This is a genomic window from Herbaspirillum sp. GW821-FHT09A12 (assembly GCF_059418325.1).
Window position 1 is genome coordinate 116800 of sequence record NZ_JBWKPR010000013.1, and the last position, 22684, is coordinate 139483.

General features: G+C 64.2%; 22 protein-coding genes. 11 read left to right on the top strand and 11 right to left on the bottom strand.

Translation table 11 applies throughout. The annotated features are described in order from the left end of the window. Nucleotides 1-21 precede the first annotated feature (21 nt). Nucleotides 22-1497, bottom strand: coding sequence for an HdeD family acid-resistance protein (locus AC07N6_RS20960; protein WP_494782088.1), 1476 nt, complete (start codon nucleotides 1495-1497; stop codon nucleotides 22-24). A gap of 164 nt (nucleotides 1498-1661) precedes the next feature. Between AC07N6_RS20960 and AC07N6_RS20965 the strand changes: the two genes are divergently transcribed. From AC07N6_RS20965 to AC07N6_RS20975, 3 genes are all read left to right on the top strand, one after another. Next, nucleotides 1662-2417, top strand: a complete 756-nt coding sequence (locus AC07N6_RS20965) for a YdcF family protein (RefSeq protein WP_494782089.1) — start codon at nucleotides 1662-1664, stop codon at nucleotides 2415-2417. A 182-nt stretch (nucleotides 2418-2599) separates the two neighbouring features. Then, nucleotides 2600-3253: a DUF1120 domain-containing protein gene (locus AC07N6_RS20970; protein ID WP_494782090.1), complete on the top strand. Its 654-nt coding sequence runs from the start codon at nucleotides 2600-2602 to the stop codon at nucleotides 3251-3253. A gap of 254 nt (nucleotides 3254-3507) precedes the next feature. Then, nucleotides 3508-3696: a hypothetical protein gene (locus AC07N6_RS20975; protein WP_494782091.1), complete on the top strand. Its 189-nt coding sequence runs from the start codon at nucleotides 3508-3510 to the stop codon at nucleotides 3694-3696. 37 nt (nucleotides 3697-3733) lie between these two features. On the opposite strand, the gene AC07N6_RS20980 is transcribed toward AC07N6_RS20975, so the two are convergent. Beyond that, nucleotides 3734-4639, bottom strand: a complete 906-nt coding sequence (locus tag AC07N6_RS20980; RefSeq protein ID WP_494782092.1) for a LysR family transcriptional regulator — start codon at nucleotides 4637-4639, stop codon at nucleotides 3734-3736. Between the two features lie 182 nt (nucleotides 4640-4821). On the opposite strand from AC07N6_RS20980, the gene AC07N6_RS20985 reads away from it, so the two are divergent. Further along, a complete protein-coding gene (locus AC07N6_RS20985; protein WP_494782093.1) occupies nucleotides 4822-6204 on the top strand; it encodes an NAD(P)H-dependent oxidoreductase in 1383 nt (460 codons plus the stop codon). Nucleotides 6205-6249: 45 nt separating this feature from the next. Here AC07N6_RS20985 and AC07N6_RS20990 read toward each other — a convergent pair whose 3' ends face one another. From AC07N6_RS20990 to AC07N6_RS21015, 6 genes are all read right to left on the bottom strand, one after another. Continuing rightward, nucleotides 6250-8583: a TonB-dependent receptor gene (locus AC07N6_RS20990; RefSeq protein ID WP_494782094.1), complete on the bottom strand. Its 2334-nt coding sequence runs from the start codon at nucleotides 8581-8583 to the stop codon at nucleotides 6250-6252. A gap of 92 nt (nucleotides 8584-8675) precedes the next feature. Then, nucleotides 8676-9032, bottom strand: a complete 357-nt coding sequence (locus AC07N6_RS20995) for a DUF2946 family protein (protein WP_494782095.1) — start codon at nucleotides 9030-9032, stop codon at nucleotides 8676-8678. Nucleotides 9033-9317: 285 nt separating this feature from the next. Beyond that, nucleotides 9318-9668 carry a DUF3325 domain-containing protein gene (locus AC07N6_RS21000; RefSeq protein WP_494782096.1) on the bottom strand — a complete coding sequence of 117 codons (351 nt, stop codon included), beginning with the start codon at nucleotides 9666-9668 and terminating at the stop codon, nucleotides 9318-9320. After that, nucleotides 9665-11305: a PepSY-associated TM helix domain-containing protein gene (locus tag AC07N6_RS21005; protein ID WP_494782097.1), complete on the bottom strand. Its 1641-nt coding sequence runs from the start codon at nucleotides 11303-11305 to the stop codon at nucleotides 9665-9667. The genes AC07N6_RS21000 and AC07N6_RS21005 overlap by 4 nt, the downstream gene beginning before the upstream one ends. Further along, the gene (locus tag AC07N6_RS21010; protein WP_494782098.1) at nucleotides 11302-11604 is read right to left on the bottom strand and encodes a DUF3649 domain-containing protein; all 303 of its coding nucleotides are present in this window, start codon (nucleotides 11602-11604) and stop codon (nucleotides 11302-11304) included. The genes AC07N6_RS21005 and AC07N6_RS21010 overlap by 4 nt, the downstream gene beginning before the upstream one ends. A gap of 30 nt (nucleotides 11605-11634) precedes the next feature. After that, complete coding sequence (locus AC07N6_RS21015; protein ID WP_494782099.1) at nucleotides 11635-12357, bottom strand: cobalt ABC transporter substrate-binding protein; 723 nt, start codon at nucleotides 12355-12357, stop codon at nucleotides 11635-11637. A gap of 236 nt (nucleotides 12358-12593) precedes the next feature. Between AC07N6_RS21015 and AC07N6_RS21020 the strand changes: the two genes are divergently transcribed. The 3 genes from AC07N6_RS21020 to AC07N6_RS21030 all read left to right on the top strand — a co-directional run bounded on the left by AC07N6_RS21020 (nucleotide 12594) and on the right by AC07N6_RS21030 (nucleotide 14132). Next, complete coding sequence (locus AC07N6_RS21020) at nucleotides 12594-12857, top strand: hypothetical protein (protein ID WP_494782100.1); 264 nt, start codon at nucleotides 12594-12596, stop codon at nucleotides 12855-12857. Nucleotides 12858-12986: 129 nt separating this feature from the next. After that, entirely contained in the window at nucleotides 12987-13547 is a 561-nt protein-coding gene (locus tag AC07N6_RS21025) for a gamma carbonic anhydrase family protein (RefSeq protein ID WP_141913077.1), read from the top strand. A gap of 3 nt (nucleotides 13548-13550) precedes the next feature. Beyond that, entirely contained in the window at nucleotides 13551-14132 is a 582-nt protein-coding gene (locus AC07N6_RS21030; RefSeq protein ID WP_494782101.1) for a GNAT family N-acetyltransferase, read from the top strand. A gap of 51 nt (nucleotides 14133-14183) precedes the next feature. Here AC07N6_RS21030 and uraH read toward each other — a convergent pair whose 3' ends face one another. Further along, nucleotides 14184-14537 carry a hydroxyisourate hydrolase gene (gene uraH, locus AC07N6_RS21035; protein ID WP_494782102.1) on the bottom strand — a complete coding sequence of 118 codons (354 nt, stop codon included), beginning with the start codon at nucleotides 14535-14537 and terminating at the stop codon, nucleotides 14184-14186. A gap of 232 nt (nucleotides 14538-14769) precedes the next feature. Here uraH and puuE point away from each other — a divergent pair, with 232 nt between their 5' ends. Both puuE and AC07N6_RS21045 read left to right on the top strand, forming a co-directional pair. After that, a complete protein-coding gene (gene puuE, locus AC07N6_RS21040) occupies nucleotides 14770-15726 on the top strand; it encodes an allantoinase PuuE (RefSeq protein ID WP_494782103.1) in 957 nt (318 codons plus the stop codon). A 207-nt stretch (nucleotides 15727-15933) separates the two neighbouring features. Next, nucleotides 15934-16752 carry an outer envelope protein gene (locus AC07N6_RS21045; RefSeq protein ID WP_494782104.1) on the top strand — a complete coding sequence of 273 codons (819 nt, stop codon included), beginning with the start codon at nucleotides 15934-15936 and terminating at the stop codon, nucleotides 16750-16752. A gap of 194 nt (nucleotides 16753-16946) precedes the next feature. Here AC07N6_RS21045 and AC07N6_RS21050 read toward each other — a convergent pair whose 3' ends face one another. Further along, nucleotides 16947-19160 (bottom strand): TonB-dependent receptor, encoded by a 2214-nt coding sequence (locus tag AC07N6_RS21050; protein ID WP_494782105.1) that lies wholly within the window; start codon nucleotides 19158-19160, stop codon nucleotides 16947-16949. A gap of 329 nt (nucleotides 19161-19489) precedes the next feature. Between AC07N6_RS21050 and AC07N6_RS21055 the strand changes: the two genes are divergently transcribed. Both AC07N6_RS21055 and AC07N6_RS21060 read left to right on the top strand, forming a co-directional pair. Then, nucleotides 19490-20173, top strand: coding sequence for a Fe2+-dependent dioxygenase (locus tag AC07N6_RS21055; protein ID WP_494782106.1), 684 nt, complete (start codon nucleotides 19490-19492; stop codon nucleotides 20171-20173). Further along, nucleotides 20170-20934, top strand: a complete 765-nt coding sequence (locus AC07N6_RS21060) for a tetratricopeptide repeat protein (RefSeq protein ID WP_494782107.1) — start codon at nucleotides 20170-20172, stop codon at nucleotides 20932-20934. Before AC07N6_RS21055 ends, AC07N6_RS21060 begins: the two co-directional genes overlap by 4 nt. A 102-nt stretch (nucleotides 20935-21036) precedes the next feature. Here AC07N6_RS21060 and AC07N6_RS21065 read toward each other — a convergent pair whose 3' ends face one another. After that, nucleotides 21037-22665 carry an HAL/PAL/TAL family ammonia-lyase gene (locus tag AC07N6_RS21065; RefSeq protein WP_494782108.1) on the bottom strand — a complete coding sequence of 543 codons (1629 nt, stop codon included), beginning with the start codon at nucleotides 22663-22665 and terminating at the stop codon, nucleotides 21037-21039. Between the last annotated feature and the right edge of the window lie 19 nt (nucleotides 22666-22684).

Here is a 22684-nt window from a genome sequence, read left to right on the forward strand (position 1 = left end):
GTTCATGCTGTCTCCCAAATGTCAGGGTTCGCGCCGCTCGTCGTAACTGCTGCGCGCCCGCCATATCTCCCGAAGCCGCCGGCTCTGGCGCAAGGCCAGTTGGAGCGATGCCGCCCACGACAAGGGACGCGGATGCACCACCGCCCGCAGCGCGCGCGAGTAATCGAGCACCAGCCCCGGCGTCCAGGCCATGGTCTGGGCGCGCTTGTGGATCTGGCTGGCCACCCAGATCTCCGGGGTGAACATCATCCTGACCGCATTGAACCAGTGCCGGTCGCGCGCACCGATGACGCCCTCCAGCGCGGCCTCCAATGCATGCGCCACGGTGCTGGAACAATTGCGGTAGGTCAGGTTGTAGATTTCCTTCTGGCGATAGCGGCTCCAGAAGCCATCCAGCCGCTGGCGGCTGTAGTCGCGAAAGACGATCTTCTCGGTCGACTCGCACCATGACGCGGCTTCGCTCGGGTAGTCGCTCAGGTAACGCCCCTTGACGTCGTTATCGACGGTGGCGCGCAACAGGCGGGCGAACTGGTCGGGCGAGCGGTCGATCTCTTCGGCCGGATACAGGCTGATGTACAGGTCGGGCGACACTTCCAGCGCGGCATGGCCGGTGGAGATCACGCCATTGGTGTCGACCGCGGCGATGTAGCGGTCGATCACCGGCTGGCGCCGCGCCGGCCCTTTGGCGCTGCCGGTGGGCGTCCATACGTGCACCGTCATGGAAGGCCGATCGCCATCTTGATCTGGCGGCAAAATTTCCCCTTCCCCGCTCTGCCGGCCGGGGCTTGTTTCCCTGGCCGCCGGCGCTTTCCATCCCTTGCCCAGCGCGCCGCCGCCGGCTTGCAGCATCGGCTTCATCGCTTCGTCGCCGCGATACAGGCCGGCATCGAATGGACGTCCATCCGTGCTATTGCGCTGGGCCAGCATATCGACCGAAACGCGCTGCGGCAGCATGCGCGTGCGCAGCGCCAGCCAGATCATGTTCCAGCCGCCGAAGATCAGGCCCAGTGCCAGGCAGAACGGCACCGTGCCCTTGTAGTGGGTGGGATAAGGCTGGAAAAAGATGATGGCGAGAATGATCTGCACGCCGCCGCCGGCAACCGCCGCGCGCCAGCGCGGGAAACGCACCACCAATGCCGATGTGATCTGCAGCCCGCCGCCGATGGCAAAGGCGGTGCCGAACAGCATGGCCAGCGCCATGTTATTGGCGTGGTACGGCGTAATGATGAGCAGCGCGATCAGCAGGAAAATCCCGCCCTTGACGTAACGCAGGGTTTTCTGCGCGCCGATGCCGCTGTTGGCGACCCAGAGGGTCGCCAGGCTTTCCAGCAACAGCAGGTAGCCGAACAGGGACAATGGAAAATTGAGCACGCCGTCCAGGGCATCGATCATCAGCGAAACGCCGATGGCGCCCCAGGCCAGGCCGACGATTGCCAGCACATGCCAATTGCGGCGGATGAAATCCGCCCCCAGCAACAACAAGACAAGACGTATCACTCTGTTCCCCGGGGCATTCGCCCTTCCCTTTGAGATGACCAGATTTTGCGGTGTTCCGTGCGGCAAGGCAACCCGCCTCCCTTTTCTTCGCCGCGGCAATGCTAGATCAAAACATTGAGATGGCCGACAATGAAACGACTTTCGCCTCCCGACTGCCGCCACTAATGCCTTTTTCCGTCCTGCTTTCCGCCATCGCCAGCGCCCTGCTGCTTCCGCCTGTCAACTCGCTCCTGCTCTGCGCGACGGGCTTCTTGCTGCGCCGGCGCATGCGCAAAGCCGGCAATCTGCTGATCTTTCTGGGCGTGGCCATGTTGCTGGTGCTGAGCACGCGCGCCGGCGCCATGCTGCTGGTGCGGCCGCTGGAGGGCCAATACCCGCCGCTGGCGGCGGCCGGCGATGCGCAAGCCATTGTCATCCTGGGCGCCGGGCGCCTGGGTAACGCGCCGGAATACGGGAATGACGACGAAGCCAGCACGATGGGCATGAAACGCCTGCAATACGGCGCCTATCTGCAGCGCAAGACCGGATTGCCCATCCTGGTCACCAGCGGCAATCCCGACGGCTCCGCCCAGAGCGAAGCCGTACTCATGGCGCGCACCCTGCGCCGCGATCTCGGCGCCGAGGCGCGCTGGCAAGAACAGCGCTCCAACACCACCTACGACAATGCGACCATGTCGGCCGCGCTGCTCAAGGCCGCCAGTGTCGAACGCATCTTGCTGGTCACCGACGCCATCCACATGCCGCGCTCGGTGCGCGCCTTTTCCGGCGCCGGGCTCAAGGTCACGCCGGCCCCGACCGTCTTCACCAGCGCGGCAAGCCCGCGGCTCACCGACTATTTCCCTGCCGCATCGAACCTGCAGCTATCCAGCTACGCCATGCGCGAATGGATAGGGCAAGCCTGGTACCGGGCCCGCCATTGAGCCTGCGCGGGCTTTTCCATGGGGTAGCGCTGCATGAAGGAATGCAGGAGGAATACGGGAGGAATGTGGAAGGAATGTACATATCAGAAGATTTTTGAGACTTTTCCCATATAACTGCGAGGCCGGTATCGGGAGAATGGCTACATCGCGCAACCCATTGCGCTTACCGACAAGCCGAACCGATGATCAAACGCCTCCTGAACATGCTGACCCTGGTTGCCGCCGCAAACGCAGCAAGCCTGTCGCATGCGGCGCCGTCGGTGGAGCTGAAGGTCACCGGCGTGATCCGCCCGGCGGCCTGCACCCCGACCCTGGCCGCCGATGGCGTGGTCAACTATGGCAACATTTCGGCCGGCGCCTTGCGCCACGGCCAAACCACCGCCCTGCCGGCCCGCCAGATCGCCCTGACCGTGAGCTGCAACGCCGCCGCCAAGATCGCCCTGACCGTCGTCGACAACCGCGCCTCCTCCCGCGTGGCCGGCATTACCGACAGCATCCAGGCCGGCAACGCATACAACTTCGGCCTGGGCGCCGTGGCCGGCAAGAAGGTCGGCGGCTACGTACTTTCCTTCGAAAATGGCACCACCGCGGACGGCCGCAGCGTCACCAGCATCGTCTCCACCGACAATGGCAACAACTGGAATGCCGGCAGCGGCTACATCCAGCACGAAGGCCAGTATTTCTCCTTCACCGGCAACGGTGCGCAACCGGCCGCGCAAAAGGTGCTGTCGACCCAGATCAGCGTGTACCCGGTACTGAACAAGGCCGAAGAACTGCCGCTGAACCAGGACATACCGCTGGACGGCTCGGCCACCATCGAAGTGAAATACCTGTAAGAACCTGTTCCAGATCTTGCCGGGCTTGCCGGCCGCGCAAGGCAATGGCGCGCATGATTGCCATATCGCCAAACAATTTCCCTTCTTCTTATATTTTTTCCCCGCACCTTTGATACGTCCAACAGTCCAACGAATATTCGTCATAGAATAATCAGGAACGTGCAACGTAATCGGTTTGTACCTGCTTTGCTGGCGCCACACTGAATTTCAGGACATGCCAACAGGGAGGATCGCACTCTGAAAAGGAAGCAGCCATGGACCAATCGCCGAAAAACATCTCCGCCTTGATGTGCGAACTCAGCGTGGCCTTGGCCGAGCTGTCGGAAAAGATGAGCAACCTTGCCGTCACGCTGGAAAACCATTACCTGGAATCCAACGCCCCCGAGCCCGCCGCCATGCTGGAAGCGGCGCGCGAAACCATTGAGAAAGCGCGCAGCGGCTAAACGCCGGCGCTTTATCGTCCTTCCTGATACCAGCCGGCTACGCCGTATCCATCCAGAAATCCCCGCCACGCGCAGCCAGACGGCTGATAATGAAATCCGCCACCACCTGTACCCGCACCAGGTCGCGCGCATCGGCATGCGTAAGCAACCAATAAGAGCGCGTGAGGCTGATCTCACCCGGCAAGACCCTGACCAGCCCCGGCTCCCGCCGCGCCAGAAAACATGGCAACACCCCCAGGCCGACGCCCGCGGCCACCGCCTGTACCTGGCTGATCACGTTGGAAATCCGGATGTGCGGCGCCAGTGAGGCCGAAATTTCCCCCAGATAATCCAGCTCGGAAGACCACATCAGGTCTTCGATATAGCCGACCCAGCGATGCTGCTCCAGTTGGCGGCGCCCGGTGAGCTCGCCATGTTCGGCCAGATAGCTGTGCGCGGCATAGACGCCCAGCTCATAGTCGTTCAGGCGGCGCGCGATCAACCGGCCCTTTTCGGGCCGCGTCATGCTCACCGCGATATCGGCCTCCCGCTTGGAAAGGCTGAACATGCGCGGATTGGCCACCAGCTCCACCTCCAGCTCGGGATGCAGGCGCGCCAGTTCCTTCAGCTCAGGCGCCAGGAAATAGGTGCCCCATGCTTCCGGCGTACCGATGCGCACCGACCCGGTCAGGCCCTGGGCCGCATCGTCCTGGCGCGAGCGGATGCGGATCGCCAGGTTTTCCATGGCCTCGGCATCCGGCACCAGGCGCTCGCCTTCGGCGGTCAATGCATAACCGGCCGCACGGCGGTCGAACAGCGTGGCCCCGATCGCCTGCTCCAGCCCGGCAATGCGCCGGCTCAGCGTGGAATGGTCCACCCCCAGCTTGCGCGCCGCCACCGTCAGGCGCCCCGCGCGCACCACCGCGAGAAAGGCTTGCAAGTCGTCCCAGTCGAATTTCCTCATCGTTGAGCCCTGTTGGATATGTGATTTATCGCACGACAAATGTGCAAATTTCGACATTTACGCGTGAAAATCCCAATGCTACTCTTTTCGCTACAACGATGGCCGGATAGCGACAAACGGATAACGGCAAACGCACCGGCCCCGCAGGCCTTACACATCAAACATCAACGCGAGGAGACGACATGGCAACGATGTTCAATCAACTGAAAGCGCTGGCCGAACAAGGCAAGCCGGTGCGGGTGGGCCTGATCGGGGCCGGCAAGTTCGGATCGATGTTCCTGTCGCAGGTGCCGCGCACGCCGGGCGTGCACCTGCTGGGCATTGCCGACCTGTCGCCGCAGCGCGCGCAGCAATCGCTGCAGCGGGTCGGCTGGAAAGCCGAACAATATGCCGCGCGTTCGTGGGACGAGGCGTTGCGGCACGGCAGCACCTTCGTGCAGGATGACGCCGAGGCGCTGATTTCACGGCCCGAGCTGGACATCGTGATCGACGCCACCGGCAACCCGGCCGCCGGCATCCGCCACACGCTGCTGTGCTGCCAACACAAGAAGCACATCATCATGGTCAACGTCGAGGCCGATGCGTTGGCCGGCCCGCTGCTGGCGCGGCGCGCGGCCGAAGCCGGCATCATCTACTCGATGGCCTACGGCGACCAGCCGGCGCTGATCGCCGAGATGGTGGACTGGGCGCGCACCTCCGGTTTCGAGGTGGTCTGCGCCGGCAAGGGCACCAAGTACCTGCCGGTCTATCACCAGTCCACCCCGGACACGGTGTGGGGCCACTACGGCTTCAGCGAAGCACAGGTGGCCGGCGGCGACTTCAACCCGCAGATGTTCAACTCCTTCCTCGACGGCACCAAATCGGCGCTGGAGATGGCCGCCGTCTCCAACGCCTGCGGCCTGCGCCCGGCCGATGCCGGCCTGGCCTTCCCGCCCTGCGGCGTGGACGACCTGCCGACCGTGCTGCGTCCGCAAGCGGCCGGCGGCATCCTGCAGCACTCGGGCACGGTGGAAGTGGTTTCCTCGCTGGAACGCGACGGCCGTCCGGTATTCCGCGACCTGCGCTGGGGCGTCTACGTTACCTTCGAAGCGCCCACCGACTACGTGCGCGACTGCTTCGCCCAATACGGCCTGAAGACCGACGCCAGCGGCCGCTTCGCTTCCATGTACAAACCCTATCACCTGATCGGCCTGGAGCTGGGCTATTCGGTCGCCAGCATCGCGGTGCGCGGCCAGCCGACCGGCGACACGCGGGGATTCGCGGGCGACACGGTAGCCGTCGCCAAGCGCGACCTCAAGCCGGGCGAAAAACTCGATGGCGAAGGCGGCTACATGGTCTACGGCAAGCTGATGCCGGCCGCCGCCTCGCTCAACCGCGAGGCGCTGCCCATCGGGCTGGCGCATGGCATCGTGCTGCAGCGGCCGGTGGCCGCCGGCCAGACGGTGAGCTGGGCGGACGTGGCCATCGATGCTTCGCGCGAGGCGATCCGGGTGCGGCGCGAGATGGAAGATATCTTCCGCAAGGAAATGGGACTGGGCGAACCGCGCAAGGAAAAGGCGGCCTGACCCACGACCGTCGTCCTGACGCAAGTCAGGACCCGGCGTCACCGATCAGAAGTCGTACTTCAACTCCGCAAACGCCGTCCGCTGCGGGAACGGATGGAACAGGAAATAATCCCGGTTGGTCAGGTTATCCACGCCGAGCGCGCCGCTCCAATGCCGGTCGAAGCGATAGCGCACGCGCGCGTCGAACACGGTGTAGCCGTCGAAGCCCTGGTAGGTGTGACTGTTGACGTCGGTGTTGTCCACCGTGGCATACACGCGTGCGCTGTAACGGCCGGCCAGGGTGTAACTCCAGCGGTCGTCCGGCTTGTAGGTCGCCACCAGCGTCGCCCGCCATTGCGGCACATAGGGTGTGCGCTTGCCCACCGAAGTGGCGCCGGCGACGGTCGGCACGTAACCGCTGTTGGCCAGGATGCGCGCATCCACATAGGTCACGCTGCCGTTCAATGACAAGCCGCGCAGCATCAGGTCGTTCCGCTCGAAGGCGGCCTCGATGCCGCGCTGGCGCGTCTTGTCGACGTTCTGCGTGAACGACACCACGTTATTGCCCAGCGTCGACGACTGCGAAATCAGCGCATCCGACACCCGTTCCTCGAACAGCGAAACGCGCCACTTGCCGCGCCCTTCGGCCAGCGCGCGCTCGATGGCCAGTTCGGTCGACCACACTTTCTCCGGTTTCAGGTAGGGATTGGCTTGCAGGTAGACGCCGCCGGCCAGCACGTTCTGGTACAGCTCGCCTACGGTCGGGAAGCGCAAGGCGCGGCCGGTCGACAGCGTGGCCAGCCAATCATCGTTGACGGCCCAGGCCAGCGAGGCCTTGGGCGACACCCCGTCCTGCCTGACCTGCGGCTGGTTCACCGGAAAACCGGCGCCGCCGGTGGTGGAAAAGTTATAGCCATCGAACGCACGCCACCACTCGTAGCGCGCACCCAGCGTGGCCTTGAGTGCCGGCGCCAGGCGCCAGACATCTTGCGCCCACAGCGCCGAGGTCTCGGTCTTGCCGCGTGAGTCCGACGCCAGCGCACCGTTGCCGCCGGCGATCCAGTCCGCGGTGTTCCAGGTCGGCGTGGCCAGCGTGTAGCGGTCGTAATGCGCGCCGAAGCTGACCGTGTGCGTGCCGCGCTGTCCGGCGCCGTCTTCCGGCCGCCAGATCCCCTTGGCGTCGAGCGTGCTCCAGCCGGTGCCGCTGGCGTCGGCGATGGTGCCCGCGCCGCCGCCCTGCCCGGCCGGGAAGGCCGCAGTCGAAGTGCGCGTCAGGTCGCGCGATGCCGACATGCTGCTGGCCGCGACTTGCCAGTCCCACGCGCCGCCGCTCTTGCTGCGCAACTCCAGGCCCTGCATCCACTGCTGCTGGTCCACGCTGTTGCTGGAAAAGCCGCTGCCATAGGCCGGCGCGCCGGACGCATTCTTGAGGAAGGTTTGCGGGTTGGCATTGGCCTGGTTTTGCCACAGGCCCAGCGTGTAAGTAGCCGTGAGCGTGGGCGTGAAGTCATAGGAAAGCTTCAGCCGCGCGGCATCCTGCACGGTATGCGTCAGGTTGCCGGCGCCCAGCACGTAGATCGGCTTGCCGGTGCGGTCCTGCGCCGCCACCGCGCCGCTAGTGCCGGCCGGGATGGCGCCGGAGGTGATATAGGTCACCGGCGGCGAAAAACTGTCCAGGTGGTTGGCGGAGAAGCGCCATGCCAGCGCGCCGCTGCGGTTGCCCAGCGAGACGTTGTACTCCTGCGCCCGGTAGGTGCCGCCATTGCCGTACTGGCTGAAATCCTGCTGCGAATACAGCGCCTTGACGCTGGCCTCGAACTGCTGCGGCATGCGCGTGGTGATCTCGGTCACCGCGCCGTAGGAATTGCCGGGGTATTCGGCCGCGAACGGGCCGTACATGACATCGATGCGTTCGATCTCTTCCGGCGCCACCATGAACCAGCGCGGCGAACCGTTGCCGTTGTTGTTGTTCACCAGCGCCGAGAGCAGGATGCCGTCGGCGTACACCAGGCTGCGCGCACTGGCATTCACGCCGGTGGTGCGCGTGGCCAGCGGCGCCTGGGTGTCGCCGATGTAGCGCTTGCGCACCGAGAGGCTGGGCAGATACTTCAATGCATCGGCAGTGTCGGTGACGTTGATGCTGTCGGCGGCCGTCGCGGCCGTGACGCTGGCGCTGGTCTGCGGCAGTTGCTTGCGCTCGGGCACCGAGGCGGCCTCGCGCACTTCGATGACGGGCAAGGCATCGGCGCCCTGGGGTGCAGTATCGGCCGGCACAGCCTGCGCGGCCTGCGCCAGCGCGGCGCCGCTCCAGGCGGAGAGCAAGGCCAGCATCAGCGGGCGCGGTTTGAAGCGGATGGATGACGGGATGGATGACGAATGGACGACTGGTAGTTGGCTCATGGCGAACGGCGAAAATACGGTGGGCGGGATTGCGCGTGCAATCCCGCCTTGATGGTCGGCTGAAAGAATCAGGAGAAAGAAGGGAGGAAGGATCAGGCAGTCGGCGGCGCGCGCGACCGGGCATTGATCCAGGCGAACAGCCGGGATGGCTCCAGATGGAACAGGCGCGGCAGGAAGTACAACGGTTGCAGCACCACGGCGGCAAGCGCCGCCGGCCGGACCGGATAAGGCAACTCGGCTTGCAGCAGGCAATAAGGGCATGCCGCCATCGACTTCAGCGGGGCCGGCGCGTCCTTGCCATCGGCGGCGGAAGAGGCACTGCAGATTTCCTGCAAGAAGGCCCGCTGGCCATCGGCCATCGCCGCGGCCAGACGCGATACGGTCGGCAACAGCGCGACGGCCAGCATCAGCACGATCGCGCTCCATACGGCAGGCGCCGAGAGCAGCATGTATGCGCGCCGATGATTGTGTTCGTTCCCCATCGCGCGAATCTAGCATGGCCGCCACGGCATGCGCGGAAGCCCGTTGGGCAGCGCCTGCCGGCCTCTTCACAGCTGTGAAGAAAAGCCCTTTCGACACAAGCACTTAGCCACTCCGGCCGGGATGAAAAAAGGGCTGCGGCATATTGCCGCAGCCCTGAAAAACAACAAAGAAACAACAGAGAGAAGAAGCGATTTGAAACCATATCGCCGCGTGCGGCCTTGATCCGTATCAAGCGCCCGATGCGCACCGGATCACAACAGCCACAGCCCCGCCAGCACCGGCGCCGCATACGCCAGCCAGCGCGAAAAAACCGGAACGCGTGCCGGCGCATACGTCAGCGACAACACCTGCAGCACGCCCGCCATGGTCAGGAAACCGATGCAGCCGACCGGCCCGATGGTCCAGCCCAGCATCGCCACCGCCACCGCGCAAGTCAGGACGATGCCCAGCGTGCCCAGCCAGCGCAGGCGCCTGCGCTGCGCGGCGTCGGGTTCGGCGCCGCGGCCGTGAATATCCGCGTAATGGCGGTCCATCGCCATGGACAAGGCGCTCCAGGCGCAATAACCGAGCACCATCGCCAGCGCAACACCGAAGGGATTCATGCCGCCTCCTTGAGCTTGCCCGGCTCGGCCTTGGCGCCGGTGGCAGCCGCCTTGGCCTGTTTCTTTTCGCGCCGGTTGAGCGCGCGCACCGCCAGCGCCAGCGCGCTGCCCAGCAGCAGCACGGTAATGTCGAAACCGGCTACCGGCCACGGCCCGCGCCCCAGCAACAGCGTTACGCCCAGATGGGAGTGCGTGGTGAAAACGTTGAGGATGGGTATGCCGATGAACATCGCCGCCGCCACCGACAACTGGAAGCGCCACATGCCCATCGTCGGGCGGATCTGCGCCAGCACGGCGGCAGCGGCCCAGGCCGCGAAGAAGCAGGTGATCTCCATCTGCGGCCGCTGCGGCAAGCCCACCGGCAGCAGGCGGTTGGCCCAGAAATAGGCGGCGAAGGCGATCGGCAAACCGGCGATGGCACCGATGTTGAGCGCGTCGACCAGGCGCAGCCCGAACGTGCGGCGCGCGCCCTGCGCCAGGGCCTTGGCCTGCTTCTGGCGCGTCTTGACCGCCCACAGCAACGCGCCGCTGGCGACCATCACGCAGCCCGACAAGCCGCACAGGAAGAACAGCACGCGCAGCCACGGGTCGGCGAAATGCGCTATATGCAAACCGTACAGCGCGCCGCGCGTGACCGCCGCGGCGCTGGGGTCGTCGCCCATGGCCGAGACCGGCGCACCGGTGACGCCGTTGAATAGCATGCCCGGCTGCAGGTAAGACAGGGTGTGCGTTTTCTGGCGGGTGACGACGATGGTGGCGTTGGCGTCGCCCGGATTGTTGACCACGATAGTGGCCAGCGACGCGCCGTTCCAATGCCGGCTGGCCTGCTCGACGATCGGCGCCATCGCTGCCAGCGGCGCAGGCACGCCGGCCGGCTTGGCGCGCCCGGCGCCGACCGGGAAGACTTCTTCCAAGAAAGCGGCTTCGCCCCCCTTGTCCCGATAAGCGGCCTGAGCGCCCCACGGCATGATCATGAACATCAGCGTGACCAGCCCGGTATAGGTGATCATCAGGTGGAACGGCAAGGCCAGCACGGCAGTGGCATTGTGCGCGTCCAGCCAGGAGCGCTGCCCCTTGCCCGGACGGAAGGTGAAGAAATCCTTGAAGATGCGCTTGTGCGTGATGACGCCGCTGATGATCGCCACCAGCATGAACATCGCGCAGACACTGACGATCCAGCGCGCCCAGATAGCCGGCATGTAGTGCAGGTCGAAATGCAGGCGGTAGAGGAACTCGCCGCCACGGGTCTCGCGCACGGCGGCCATCTTCTGGCCGCTGGCGGGATCGAGGGTCTCGCTCTTGAAGCGGCTGCGCGATGCGCCCTGGGCGCCATCCTTGGGCGGCGGGCTGATCCAGCCTGCCTGCATGGCGCGGCTGCGTTCGGACGGCAGGCTGATGAACCAGCGCTCGGCTTGCGGCGCCTCTTGCTCCAAATACGCCACCGCATGCTGCAAGGCCACCGCCGGCGCCACTTGTTCGCCGGCGCCGGCATGCAGTTCCGGCTTCATCCAGAACGTGATCTCGTCCTTGAAATAACTGGCGGTGCCGCCGGCGAACACCAGCAGCAATACCCAGCACACCAACAAGCCGCTCCAGGTGTGCAGCCATGCCATCGACTGGCGAAAACCTTCCCTCATGACGCGCTCCGGCCCAGCCAATACGCCGCCGCCAGCGCCAGCGTGGGTAAGCCCAGGCCGATCCAGGCGCGCCAGGCATCGCGCGCGGCGAACACCCAGATCACGGCGCAGGCATGGATGGCGAATGACAGCATGGTGACCGTCATCACGGCATCGGCCCGCGCCATCGGCAGCCATACGGCCAGCGATGCAGTGCACAAGCCGGCCAGCGCGTAACCGCCGCAGATGGCGGCGGCTACGCGCGAAAGAACGGCCAGGCGGTACAGCATCGTCGGGCCGGATTGCGTCGTTGATTTCATGGTGTTCGCTTGCTTGCCGCGATGACTTGATTACTTGTTGGGCTTAGCCGCGGGGCCGGCCGGCAGCGCCTTGATGCCCTTGGGCTGCACCAACGACAGCGTGGTCACGAAGCTGGCCGTATCGAAGGCCTTGCCGTCGCGCTCGCCGCTCACCTTGTCGGTATGGTGCACCTCAGCCACGTAGGCGCCTTGCCACGGCATGTCGAAATGCACCAGCCCCTGTTCGTTCGAATAGGCTTCCTTCATCCAGCCCGATTGCACCACCAGGCCGACCTTGGCCTTGGGCAGCGGCGCGTTCTTGTAGGTCACCTTGAATTCGCCCGGCTTGCCGGTGGGCAGCAGGTCCAGCGTCAGGCGCGGCTCCTGCGCTGCGTTGGACGTTACCAGGCGCGCCGCCGGGGTCCACGCGGTGAGGGTCGGCGTGCCGCCGCCACGCTTGTTCTCGAACACCGGGTAGTGCGCTTCTTCGGCCACGATGGACTCGCCGCTGCCGGCCCTGGCCGACAACGCGAAGGCATTGGACTGCTTGCTCAACGCCAGCGTACGGTCGCCGTTGGAACCGATCAGCACCGCGCTCGGGCTCACGAACTTGTCGAGCAGGCCGGGCGAGGCTTCACGCAGGTTTTCGCCGAACTCGCCGAAGTAGAGCTGCGCGCCCTTGGCGTCCTGCTGCAGCCATATCTGGTGCGCAGATGCCGGCACTGCCAGCACGAGGGTGGAAAGCAGGCTCGATACGATTGCCAGACGCTTCATGAACTTATTCCTTTCGAAGTTTGCGATGTTGGTTTTCTGGTCACACTCTGGATGAGGTTCAGCCAGGGAAACGGCACACGCATGCGACGGGCATGAATGCCCGTACGTACGGATGCCGTTTCGTTTGGCGCGAATCGGACGGCCTCAGGAGGCGCTTCTGCTGGAAGGGATGTTCTGTGCGGGCTAGGCTGCCGATATGTTGACGGCGGCCATGACTGGCGATGCTGCGAGGGCGGATGGATGCGGAAAATGCCTTGTATCAGCCTTGTATCGGCCTTGCATCGCATCCGGTTGATATGACTGGCCCTCGCCTGCACGGTTGTCGAACTGCCGACCGTTTCCCGATGGCTGGCGTTCCTGCACCGCTGCCGGCATGCGCCGATGGCCGGGCGAAACGCTCTGTTTTTCACTTTAATACTCACTCTCTTATTTTGAGAATGATTATCATTATATTGTCTACCTGTACTTCGGACAAGGAAAACGGCGATCTCGCCTCCTGAACGCCCGCGCCGACGCGACCGCGTCCCAAACAAGGTATGATCGCTACCCGGTTTGCCCGCCCTGCCGAACGCGAGTCGGCGGACAGAAACGGCAACCAGCCCATTCCAGACCAAGGAGAGCGCATCCCCATGCTTCGCCGCAACCCATCCGGCCACCGGCCCCAAGTCCACGAATCCGCCTACGTCGACCAGACCGCCATCCTGTGCGGCAAGGTGATCGTCCATGAGAACGTCTTCATCGGCCCCTATGCCGTGATCCGCGCCGACGAGGTCGACGCCAACGGCGAAATGGAACCCATCGTCATCGGCGCCCACTCCAATATCCAGGACGGCGTGGTGATCCACTCCAAGTCCGGCGCCGCGGTCACCATCGGCGAGCGCACTTCCATCGCCCACCGCGCCATCGTGCACGGCCCCTGCACCGTCGGCGACGAAGCCTTCATCGGCTTCAACAGCGTGCTGTTCAATTGCAGCATCGGCAAAGGCTGCGTGGTGCGCCACAACGCCGTGGTCGACGGCTGCGACCTGCCGCCGGGTTTCTATGTCCCGTCGACCGAACGCATCGGCCCCAAGACCGACCTCTCGACCATCGCCCGCGTCTCGGTGGCCGCCTCCGAATTCTCGGAAGACGTGGCCCGCACCAACAACGAGCTGGTGCAGGGGTACAAGAAACTGCAGAACGAGTTCTGAGCCATGCCTGCCTTGCAGACCTCCTTGCAAACGTCCCGCCTGACCTTGCGCCCGGCGGGACTGCAAGATGCTACTGCACTGCTGGACTATCGGTTGCGCAACCGCCAGCGACTGCAGGTCTGGGAACCGGAACGCGCCCCGGCCTACTTTACCCTTGCTGCTGCCGAAGCCCAGTTGGATGAACAAACCGCTCAGATTCATGAAGGCTCGGCACTGCATCTACTGTTTTCTCTCCAACACCAGCCGGCGGCCATCGCCGGCATCTGCAGTTTCACCAACATCATCCGCGGTCCCTTCCAAGCCTGCCATCTCGGCTTCTCCATCGATGCGGCGAGCGAAGGGCAAGGTCTCATGCACGAAGCGCTTGCATGCGCATTGACAATTGCTTTCGACGAGCTATGCCTGCACCGGGTGATGGCTAATCATCACCCGGAAAACCTGCGCAGCGCACGGCTTCTGACAAAGCTTGGCTTCGAACGCGAAGGACTGGCGCGCGCCTACCTGCATATCAATGGCGCATGGGCGGATCATGTCTTGACCTCCCTGGTCAATGATCGTTATATCCATACGACACCGGCCCAATAAAAAATCCGGCCTTGGCGGCCGGATTTCTCATTGTTTGCGGACAACGCCGAATCAGCTGCCGCGATACGTCGAATACGCCCAGGGCGACACCACCAGCGGCACGTGGTAGTTCTGCGCCGGATCGGCGATACCGAAGGCGATTACCACCTCGTCGACAAACCGCGGCGATGGCACTTCCACGCCTTGCGCAGCGAAATAGTCGCCGGCGGCGAACACCAGCTCATACTTGCCGGCGCGCACCTCGTCGCCGGCCAGCAGCGGCTCGTCGCAACGGCCGTCGCTGTTGGTGACGGCATTCTTGAGCAGGCGCTTGTTGCCGCCTTCGACCGCATACAGCGCCAGCCTCACGCCGACGCCCGGCTTGCCTTTGGTGATGTCCAGCACGTGCGTGCTCAGTTTGCCCATGGTGTTTTCCTTTCCCTTGTTCGTTGTTCGTTGCGTGGCGCTTGCGCGGTCCGCTGCCGATGGCATGCGATGACGGCAAATGATATACCGCAGCCTTTCAAGTCCATATACGAGCCACCTTATACCACCCATCCAATCTGCGGACATAATGCCTTACCCGTGCCATCCGCCCCAAACAGGTGCACGCGCAATCGCCGCAAATACAGCAGAAAACCAAGACGAGGCAGGAGACATGAAAGACCCCAACTATCCCCGCGACCTGGCCGGCTACGGCCGCCAGGTGCCGCATGCGCACTGGCCGGGCGGCGCGCGCATCGCCGTGCAGTTCGTGCTGAACTATGAAGAAGGCGCGGAAAACTGCGTACTCGACGGCGATGCCGGCTCCGAGACCTTCCTCTCCGAGATCATCGGCGCGCAAAGCTTCACGGCGCGCCACATGAGCATGGAATCGATCTATGAATACGGTTCGCGCGCGGGACTATGGCGCCTGCTGCGCCTGTTCGAGGAACGCCGCCTGCCGCTGACCGTATTCGGCGTGGCGCGCGCCTTGCAGCGCAACCGCGAGGCCACTGCCGCCTTCCTCGAACTGGGCCATGAGATTGCCTGCCACGGCCTGCGCTGGATCAGCTACCAGAATGTCGACGAAGCCACCGAACGTCGCCATCTCGCCGAAGCGGCGCAGATCATCCGCGAACTGACCGGCGCGCCGCCGCTGGGCTGGTACACCGGACGCGACTCGCCCAACACGCGCCGCCTGGTGGCCGAGCACGGCGGCTTCGCCTACGACGCCGACAGCTATGCGGACGACCTGCCTTACTGGGAAGAGGTCACCCTTTCCGATGGATCGGGCGCGCCGCAACTGATCGTGCCCTACACGCTGGACACCAACGACATGCGCTTCGCCGCGCCGCAGGGCTTCAACTCCGGCACGCAGTTCTTCGATTACCTGAAGGACGCCTTCGACACGCTGTACCGCGAAGGCGATCCGAACGGGCTGGACCGTCCCAAGATGCTGTCGGTCGGCCTGCATTGCCGGCTGGCCGGACGCCCGGGGCGCGCCGCATCGCTGGCGCGCTTGCTCGACTACATTGGCGGCCACGACAAGGTCTGGGTCACGCGCCGCATCGATATCGCCCAACACTGGCGCCAGACCCACCCATACGCCCCTGCCGCTTCCAACCGAAGCTGAAGACCGGGCATTGGCCGGCCTACCCTGCGCCGGCCATCCACCGTATCCCGTCTGATCCGCCTGACCCGCCTGCACCGCCTGTTTTGCGCAGGCACAGGATGCCTGCATCCCGCACGTCCGTTTTTTGCCTGACCGCCGTGGCGGAACCACGGAACTGCGCACTCAAACAACAACGCGCAGCCACAATCAAACAATGGAGGAGACACCATGCAACAAACATCCCGGCGTATTCACGGCGCCATTGCCGCCGGCCTGCTGGCGGCATCCGGCGCGGCTGCCGCGGCCGACTGGTCCGACAATTCGATCGGCTACCGCTACGGCACGCGTTTCGCCGAGCCTTACAACACGCAAGACATCAGCAAGAACATCGTCAACTTCACCCACGCCAGCGGCTACAAATACGGCACCAACTTCCTCAACGTCGACCTGCTGATGTCCGACAGCAAGGACGACAACGCGCAGGAAGCCTACATCACCTACCGCCATACGCTGGACATCGGCAAGATCGCGGGCCGCGACCTGTCCTTCGGCCCGGCACGCGGCGTCGGCTTCACGCTCGGCTTCGACTGGAACACCAAGAACGATAACAGCTACGCCTCCAAGAAGCGCATGTGGGTGGTCGGCCCCACCCTGATGATGGACGTGCCGGGCTTTCTCAACATCAGCCTCCTGGCGCTGTTCGAAAGCAACCAGCCCAAGGGCATCTCCAGCCGCTACAGCTATGACACGCACCCGATGCTGAACCTGGCCTGGGGCATTCCCTTCGGTACGTCGGGCTTCGCCTTCGAAGGCTACCTGAACTACATCGCGGCCAAGGGCAAGAACGAATTCGGCGGCCCGACTTCGCCCGAACTGAACTTCGACGGCCAGATCATGTACGACCTCGGCAATACCATGGGCATGGACAAGAACACCTTGCGCGTCGGCCTGGAATACCAGTACTGGCGCAACAAGTTCGGCAACCCGTCCAACGTGCCGGGCTCGCTGGCCAAGACGCCGATGGTGCGCGCCGAATACCATTTCTGAACGGCGCCGCCACCTCGCTGGCAGGCATGCCCCGGTGGAATGCCGTTACATAAGAAAAAAGCGCCGCTCCGGATGACTTCGGAGCGGCGCTTTTTCTGGTTCTGCGAATATGTCGCGCCAAAATGGCAGCGATCACGCTTCGTTGCACTGCATTGCCCCTTGCGGGGCCATTTCCTTTCTTGCCGCCGCCCGGATCAGAAGCGGATGTTGGCGCTCAGCACCGCCGAGCGGCCGGGGCCCATGTGCGCATAGTGCGTGGTGAAAGCCTGGTCGTAATACAGCTTGTCGGTCAGGTTCTGCACGTTCAGTTGCAGGGTCACATTCTTGTCCACGACATAGGTGGCCATGGCATCGTAACGGACGTAGGACGGCACGAACAGGCTGTTGGCCGGATTGCCGAATACGCGCGAGACGTAAAACGCGCCGCCGCCGATGGTCAGCTTGGGCAAGACCTGATAGGTCGTCCACAGGCTGGCGCTGTCCTTGGGCGTGTTGGGGAACTGGTTGCCGTTGTTGACCGAGTTGGCCGCCAGCGGCCCGTTGTCGACCAGCTTGGCATCCAGGTGCGTATAGCCGCCGAACACGGTCCACTTGCGGGTCAGGTTGCCCGAGATCCCCAGTTCGAAGCCGTTCACGCGCTGGGTGCCGGCCACGGCCTGGGTGGTCGCATCCACCGCCACGCGCGCATTGTTCTTCTCGATGCGGAACACCGCGCCGGTCAGCGACAGCTGCTTGTTCAACAGGTCCCACTTGGCGCCGACTTCGGCGGTCTTGGTGCGCTCGGCCGGCAGCGCCTGGTTGGCGGCTGACAGGTTGTCGCCACCATCGCCCACGCTGGCGCCCGACGGGGTCGAAGCGGTACCGTAGGAGACATAGACGCTGGCCTCAGGCGTGATCTTGTAGACCAGGCCGGCCGTGTAATTGCGGAAGCTGTCGTTGTTGGAGAAATTGTTGGCGCCGGTGTTCTGCACCGAGTGGGTCGAATAGTTGTCCCAGCGCAGGCCCAGGTTCAGGAACAATTGCCTGGTCAGCTCCATCGTGTCGAAACCGTACAGCGACTTGGTGATCACGGTCGTGTTGGTGACCGTCGGCGAACGGGTCACGGTACCGTAGAAAGGGTCGCCCGAATTGGAACGGTAAAGGCTGGTGCAAGCATAGCTGGACAACAGCGAAGCATTGCAGACACGCCCGGAAATCGGCACTCCGCTGGCGCTGGTCTGCGTCACCACATAGCTGCCGATATTGGTTTCTTCATGGGTCAGTTCAAGGCCGGTCGCAAATTTGTGCTTGAACGGGCCGGTCTCGAACTCGCCAGTCAGGTCGGTCTGGTTGGTGATGGTCGTGGTATCCGAGATGCGGGTCTTGGGCGAACGGTACACATAGCCGTTGACGACGTTGCCGGCGCTGTCGTCCGGGTTGGTGACGATGTAATCCTGGCTGCTCTTGCCATAGCGGGTGGTATTGCGCAGCGACAGTTGCTTACTGAAGTCATGCTGGAACTGCACCGTGCCGATGTCGGTCTGGGTGTTGCGGAAGTCCAGCGCGGTGCGGCCGTAGAACTGGCGGCCCACGTTGACCGGGCCATCCGGGTTGGCCTTGCTGCGCGCCGCCCCGCTGTTGCGGTACGGCGTGCTGTAGTCGGGCATGTCGTCCGATTGCAGGTGGTAGTAGCTCAGCGTGACCGAGGTCGGGCCTTCCAGGCCGAACTTGATCGATGGCGCGACACCCCAGCGGCTGACGTCGACCGCGCTCGGGCGCCCCGGCACGCCGCTGTCGTAGTACAGCGCGTTGAGGCGGAAGGCCAGGTTGTCGCCCAACAGCATATTGCTGTCGAGCGTGGTGCGCTTGTAGCTGTCGGTGCCCAGGCCGACGTTGACTTCATTGAACGCTTCCTTCTTCGGCAGCTTGGACACCAGGTTGATGCTGCCGCCCGGGCCGCCGCGGCCGCCCGCGGTACTGTCCGAACCGCGCGTGACTTCGATCGATTCGATGTTGAACATGTCGCGCGTCTGCGCGCCGGTGTCGCGCACGCCGTCGATGTAGGTCGCGCTTTGCGCGTCGAAACCGCGGATCAGCGGACGATCGCCCAGCGGGGTGCCGCCTTCGCCGGCCGAGAAGGTAATGCCCGGCGTGGTGCGCAGCGCTTCCACCAGCGAGGTCGAACCGGTCTGGCTGATGATTTCGGAGGGGATGACGGTGATCGACTTGGGCGTATCGAGCAGTGGCGCGGTCGACTTCACCGAAGAGGTCTTATCCACCTTCACAGTGCTGGCCGCATTGTCGGTCACCACCACTTCGGGCAAGCTGGCATCTTGGGATGAGTCCTTGGCGGCGCTGGTTTGCGCCATGCCAGGAGTGCTGATCGCAGCGAACAGGGTCGCGACGACGGGAGTGAACCGGCGGTCCATATTTTTCCTTTTTTATTGGTGAAGACTGATGCGGCGAAGGCCATGACATGGCATTCGCCGCTTCCCCGAGGGTGATAAGGGCTGGCGGTTCGTGCGGAACGAGTGGCTGGCGGAATTACGGCAACGTGGGATGCCGCCTGAATCGGGATGCTTGATGAACATCAAGCGGCAACCTGTTAATTATTGTTAAGCAGAATTATAAATGACAATCGTTTTCATTATCATTAAAATCTCTTGAAAACTTTTTACATTGTTGCGCCGACACCATAACTGGCCACGTCCGCATCGCGCATAACAGATCCCGGATCCAGATCCGCCGAAAGAACAACATGCTGGTTCGCATTCCAGAAGTACTCGACCAAAACGAACTCAAGATCCTGCGGGACAAGCTCGAATCCGCCGGCCCCGCCTGGGTGGATGGCCGCGTTACCGCCGGCTACCAGGGTGCGCCGGTCAAGTTCAACCAACAGATCGACGAGCGCTCGGAAGTGGCCCGCCAATGCCAGCAAATCGTGCTGGCGGCGGTCGAAGGCCACTCCACCTTCATCAGCGCCGCCTTGCCCAATGCCGTCTACCCGCCCATGTTCAACCGCTATGGCGAAGGGATGACCTTTGGCGAGCACATCGACGGCAGCATCCGCATCCTGCCCGACGGCCGCAAGCTGCGTACCGACCTGTCCGCCACCTTGTTCCTGAGCGAGCCCGATGAGTACGACGGCGGCGAGCTGGAAATCCACGACACCTACGGCCTGCATCGCGCCAAGTTCGCGGCCGGCGATATGGTGCTCTACCCCGCCACCAGCCTGCATCGCGTCACGCCGATCACGCGCGGCATACGCCTTGCCTGCTTTTTCTGGACGCAAAGCCTGGTGCGCGACGATACCCGGCGCGCCCTGCTGTTCGACCTGGACAATGCCATCCAGAAACTTAATGCCACCGACGCCGACGAAACGGCGCGACGTACGCTGATCGGCGTGTACCACAACCTGATCCGCCAGTGGAGCGCCACATGACCGGCCACCCCGCCCCACCGCGCAGCCGTGCGGAACTGGATGCCGTGACGGCGCAACAATGGCAGGCCCTGTTTGCAGGCCCGGCGGACGCACTGGCGCACTGGCTGCAAGCCGCCGCCGCATTGGAAGACCCGCAAGCGCAAGCCATGCTCGGGCAACTGCTGCTGGATGGCCGGGGCATTGCGCAAGATGCCGCGCGCGCCTTCGACTGCTTCGCGCGGGCTGCGGACCAGGGCCTGCCGATCGCGATGAACATGCGCGCCCGCTGCCTCGAACATGGCTGGGGCATCGCGCCGGATCCGCTGCAAGCCTCCCACTGGTACCTGCAGGCGGCGCAAGCCGGCCTCGACTGGGGCATGTACAACTACGCCAACTTCCTCTCCAGCGGCCGCGTGCTGGAGCAAGACCACGCGCTGGCGCTGGAGTGGTACCGCAAGGCGGCCGCCTTGGGCCATGCCAAGTCGCTCAACCTGGTGGGACGCTATTACGAAGATGGCCTCGTGGTCGAAGCGGACCGCGCCACCGCGTTCAAGTACTACCGCGCATCGGCCGAGGGCGGCGACTTCCGCGGCCAATACAGCTATGCCTGCATGCTGGCCGAGCGCGGCCGCATCGACGATGGCCACTTCTGGCTGGAGAAGATTCCCGACACCGCCACCGCCGCTTTCATGAAAAAGATCGGCAACGAACTGCAGCTTTCCGGCCATCCGGGCTTTCGCCGGATGGGCGACCGCATGCTGCAGTTGGCGGCATCGCGCTGAAACCGCCGCACGATCCAAACGCAAAAATGCCCGGATTAATCCGGGCATTTTTCATCGCAGCAAGATCATCGCAGCGAAATAATCACAGCTAAATACAACGCCTCACACGAACTGCCCGATGGCAGCCACCACCGCATCGCGCACCGAACCGCTCACCACAAAACCGTGCGCGGCCTGGATGTCGTTGTGGAACCAGCGGTCGCCTTCCAGGCAGGCCGGGATCTGGCGGCGAATCTCGTCGTATGCCGCCTGCGTGCCCTGCCCCAGCGTGAAGCCCTTGAGCAAGCCCTCGGTCATCGTCAACGCCTGCGCCGCCAGCAGCATTTCCACGCCGACGATGTATTGCGTGTTCTGCACCACCGTCAGCGCCTTGCGCGCGCACCAGGTCGAGTTGGAGATGTGGTCTTCGCTGTTGCCCTTGGACGGGATGCTGTCCACGCTGCCCGGCATCGACAGCGTGCGGTTTTCCATCACCAGCGAACTGAGCGAGCACTGCACCACCGGATAACCGGTATTCACGCCGCGCACGCCGCTCATCAGGTTGCGCGGCAGGCCCCACGACAGCGTCGGGTCGATCAGGCGCGCCACCCGGCGTTCGCAGATGCTGCCCAGGTCGGTGATGGCCATCGCCAGCAAGTCCATCGCCTGCGCCAGGTACTGGCCGTGGAAGTTGCCGCCGGAGATGATCTCGAAGCCTTCGCCCTCTTCCTTGCTGAAGATCAGCGGGTTGTCGGTGGCGGAGTTGGTTTCCTTCTCGATGATGGTGTCGATGTAGTCCAATGCGTCGAACACCGGGCCGTACACCTGCGGCGCGCAGCGCAGCGAGTACACATCCTGGATGCGGGCGGTGTAGGGGATGTCGGTGCGGCGCAATTCGTCCGGCAACTGCACCGCGCGCGCCTCGTGGGTGGTGCGGGTCGAGCCCTTCAACAGCGTGCGCACCACCTGGGCGGTCTTGATCTGGCCGGTGTGCGGACGCGCCTGCTGGATGCGCGGATCGAAGGCGGCCATCTCGGCGCGCATCGCCTCCAGCGTCAGGCCCAGCGACAGGCAGGCGTCGGTCAGCAGGTGGCGGGCGTCGTGCGCGGCCAGGATCGCTACTGCCAGCGAGGCGGTGCAGCCGTTGATCAGGGCCGAGGCATCCTTGGCCTTGAGGTCGAATTGCACCGGGCCGATGTCGGCCTTGGCGATCGCTTCCGGCGCGCGCATGCGCTGGCCCTGGTACATCACTTCGGCTTCGTCGAAACCGGCGATGGCGGCGGCCAGGTAGGCCAGCGGCGCCAGGTCGCCGGAGGCGCCCACCGAGCCCTTCTGCGGCATGATCGGGTGGATGCCGGCGTTGATGAAGGCCAGCAGGCGGTCCACCACTTCCACCCGCGGGGCCGAGTAGTTGGAGGCGAAGGCGTTGGCGCGCAGCAGCATGGTGGCGCGGCTGACTTCCTCGGAGAACGGCTCGCCGATGCCGGCGCTGTGGGCGCGGATCAACTGGGTCTGGAACAGCTCGATGTGCTCGACCTTGATGCGGGTGTCCTTCAGCAGGCCCACGCCGGTGTTGAAGCTGTACATCATCGGCGCCTCGTCGTGCATCCAGGTGCTTTCGATGTAGTCGCGGCTTTGCTTCAAGGCCGTGCGCGACGAGTCCGCCAGCGCTACCTTCAGGTGCGGCGCGCGCGCCACGCGGATGACTTGCTCAGCGCTCAGGGTGAAGCCGTCGATGGTGATGGTGTTCATGGGTTTTCCTTGTTCTCTT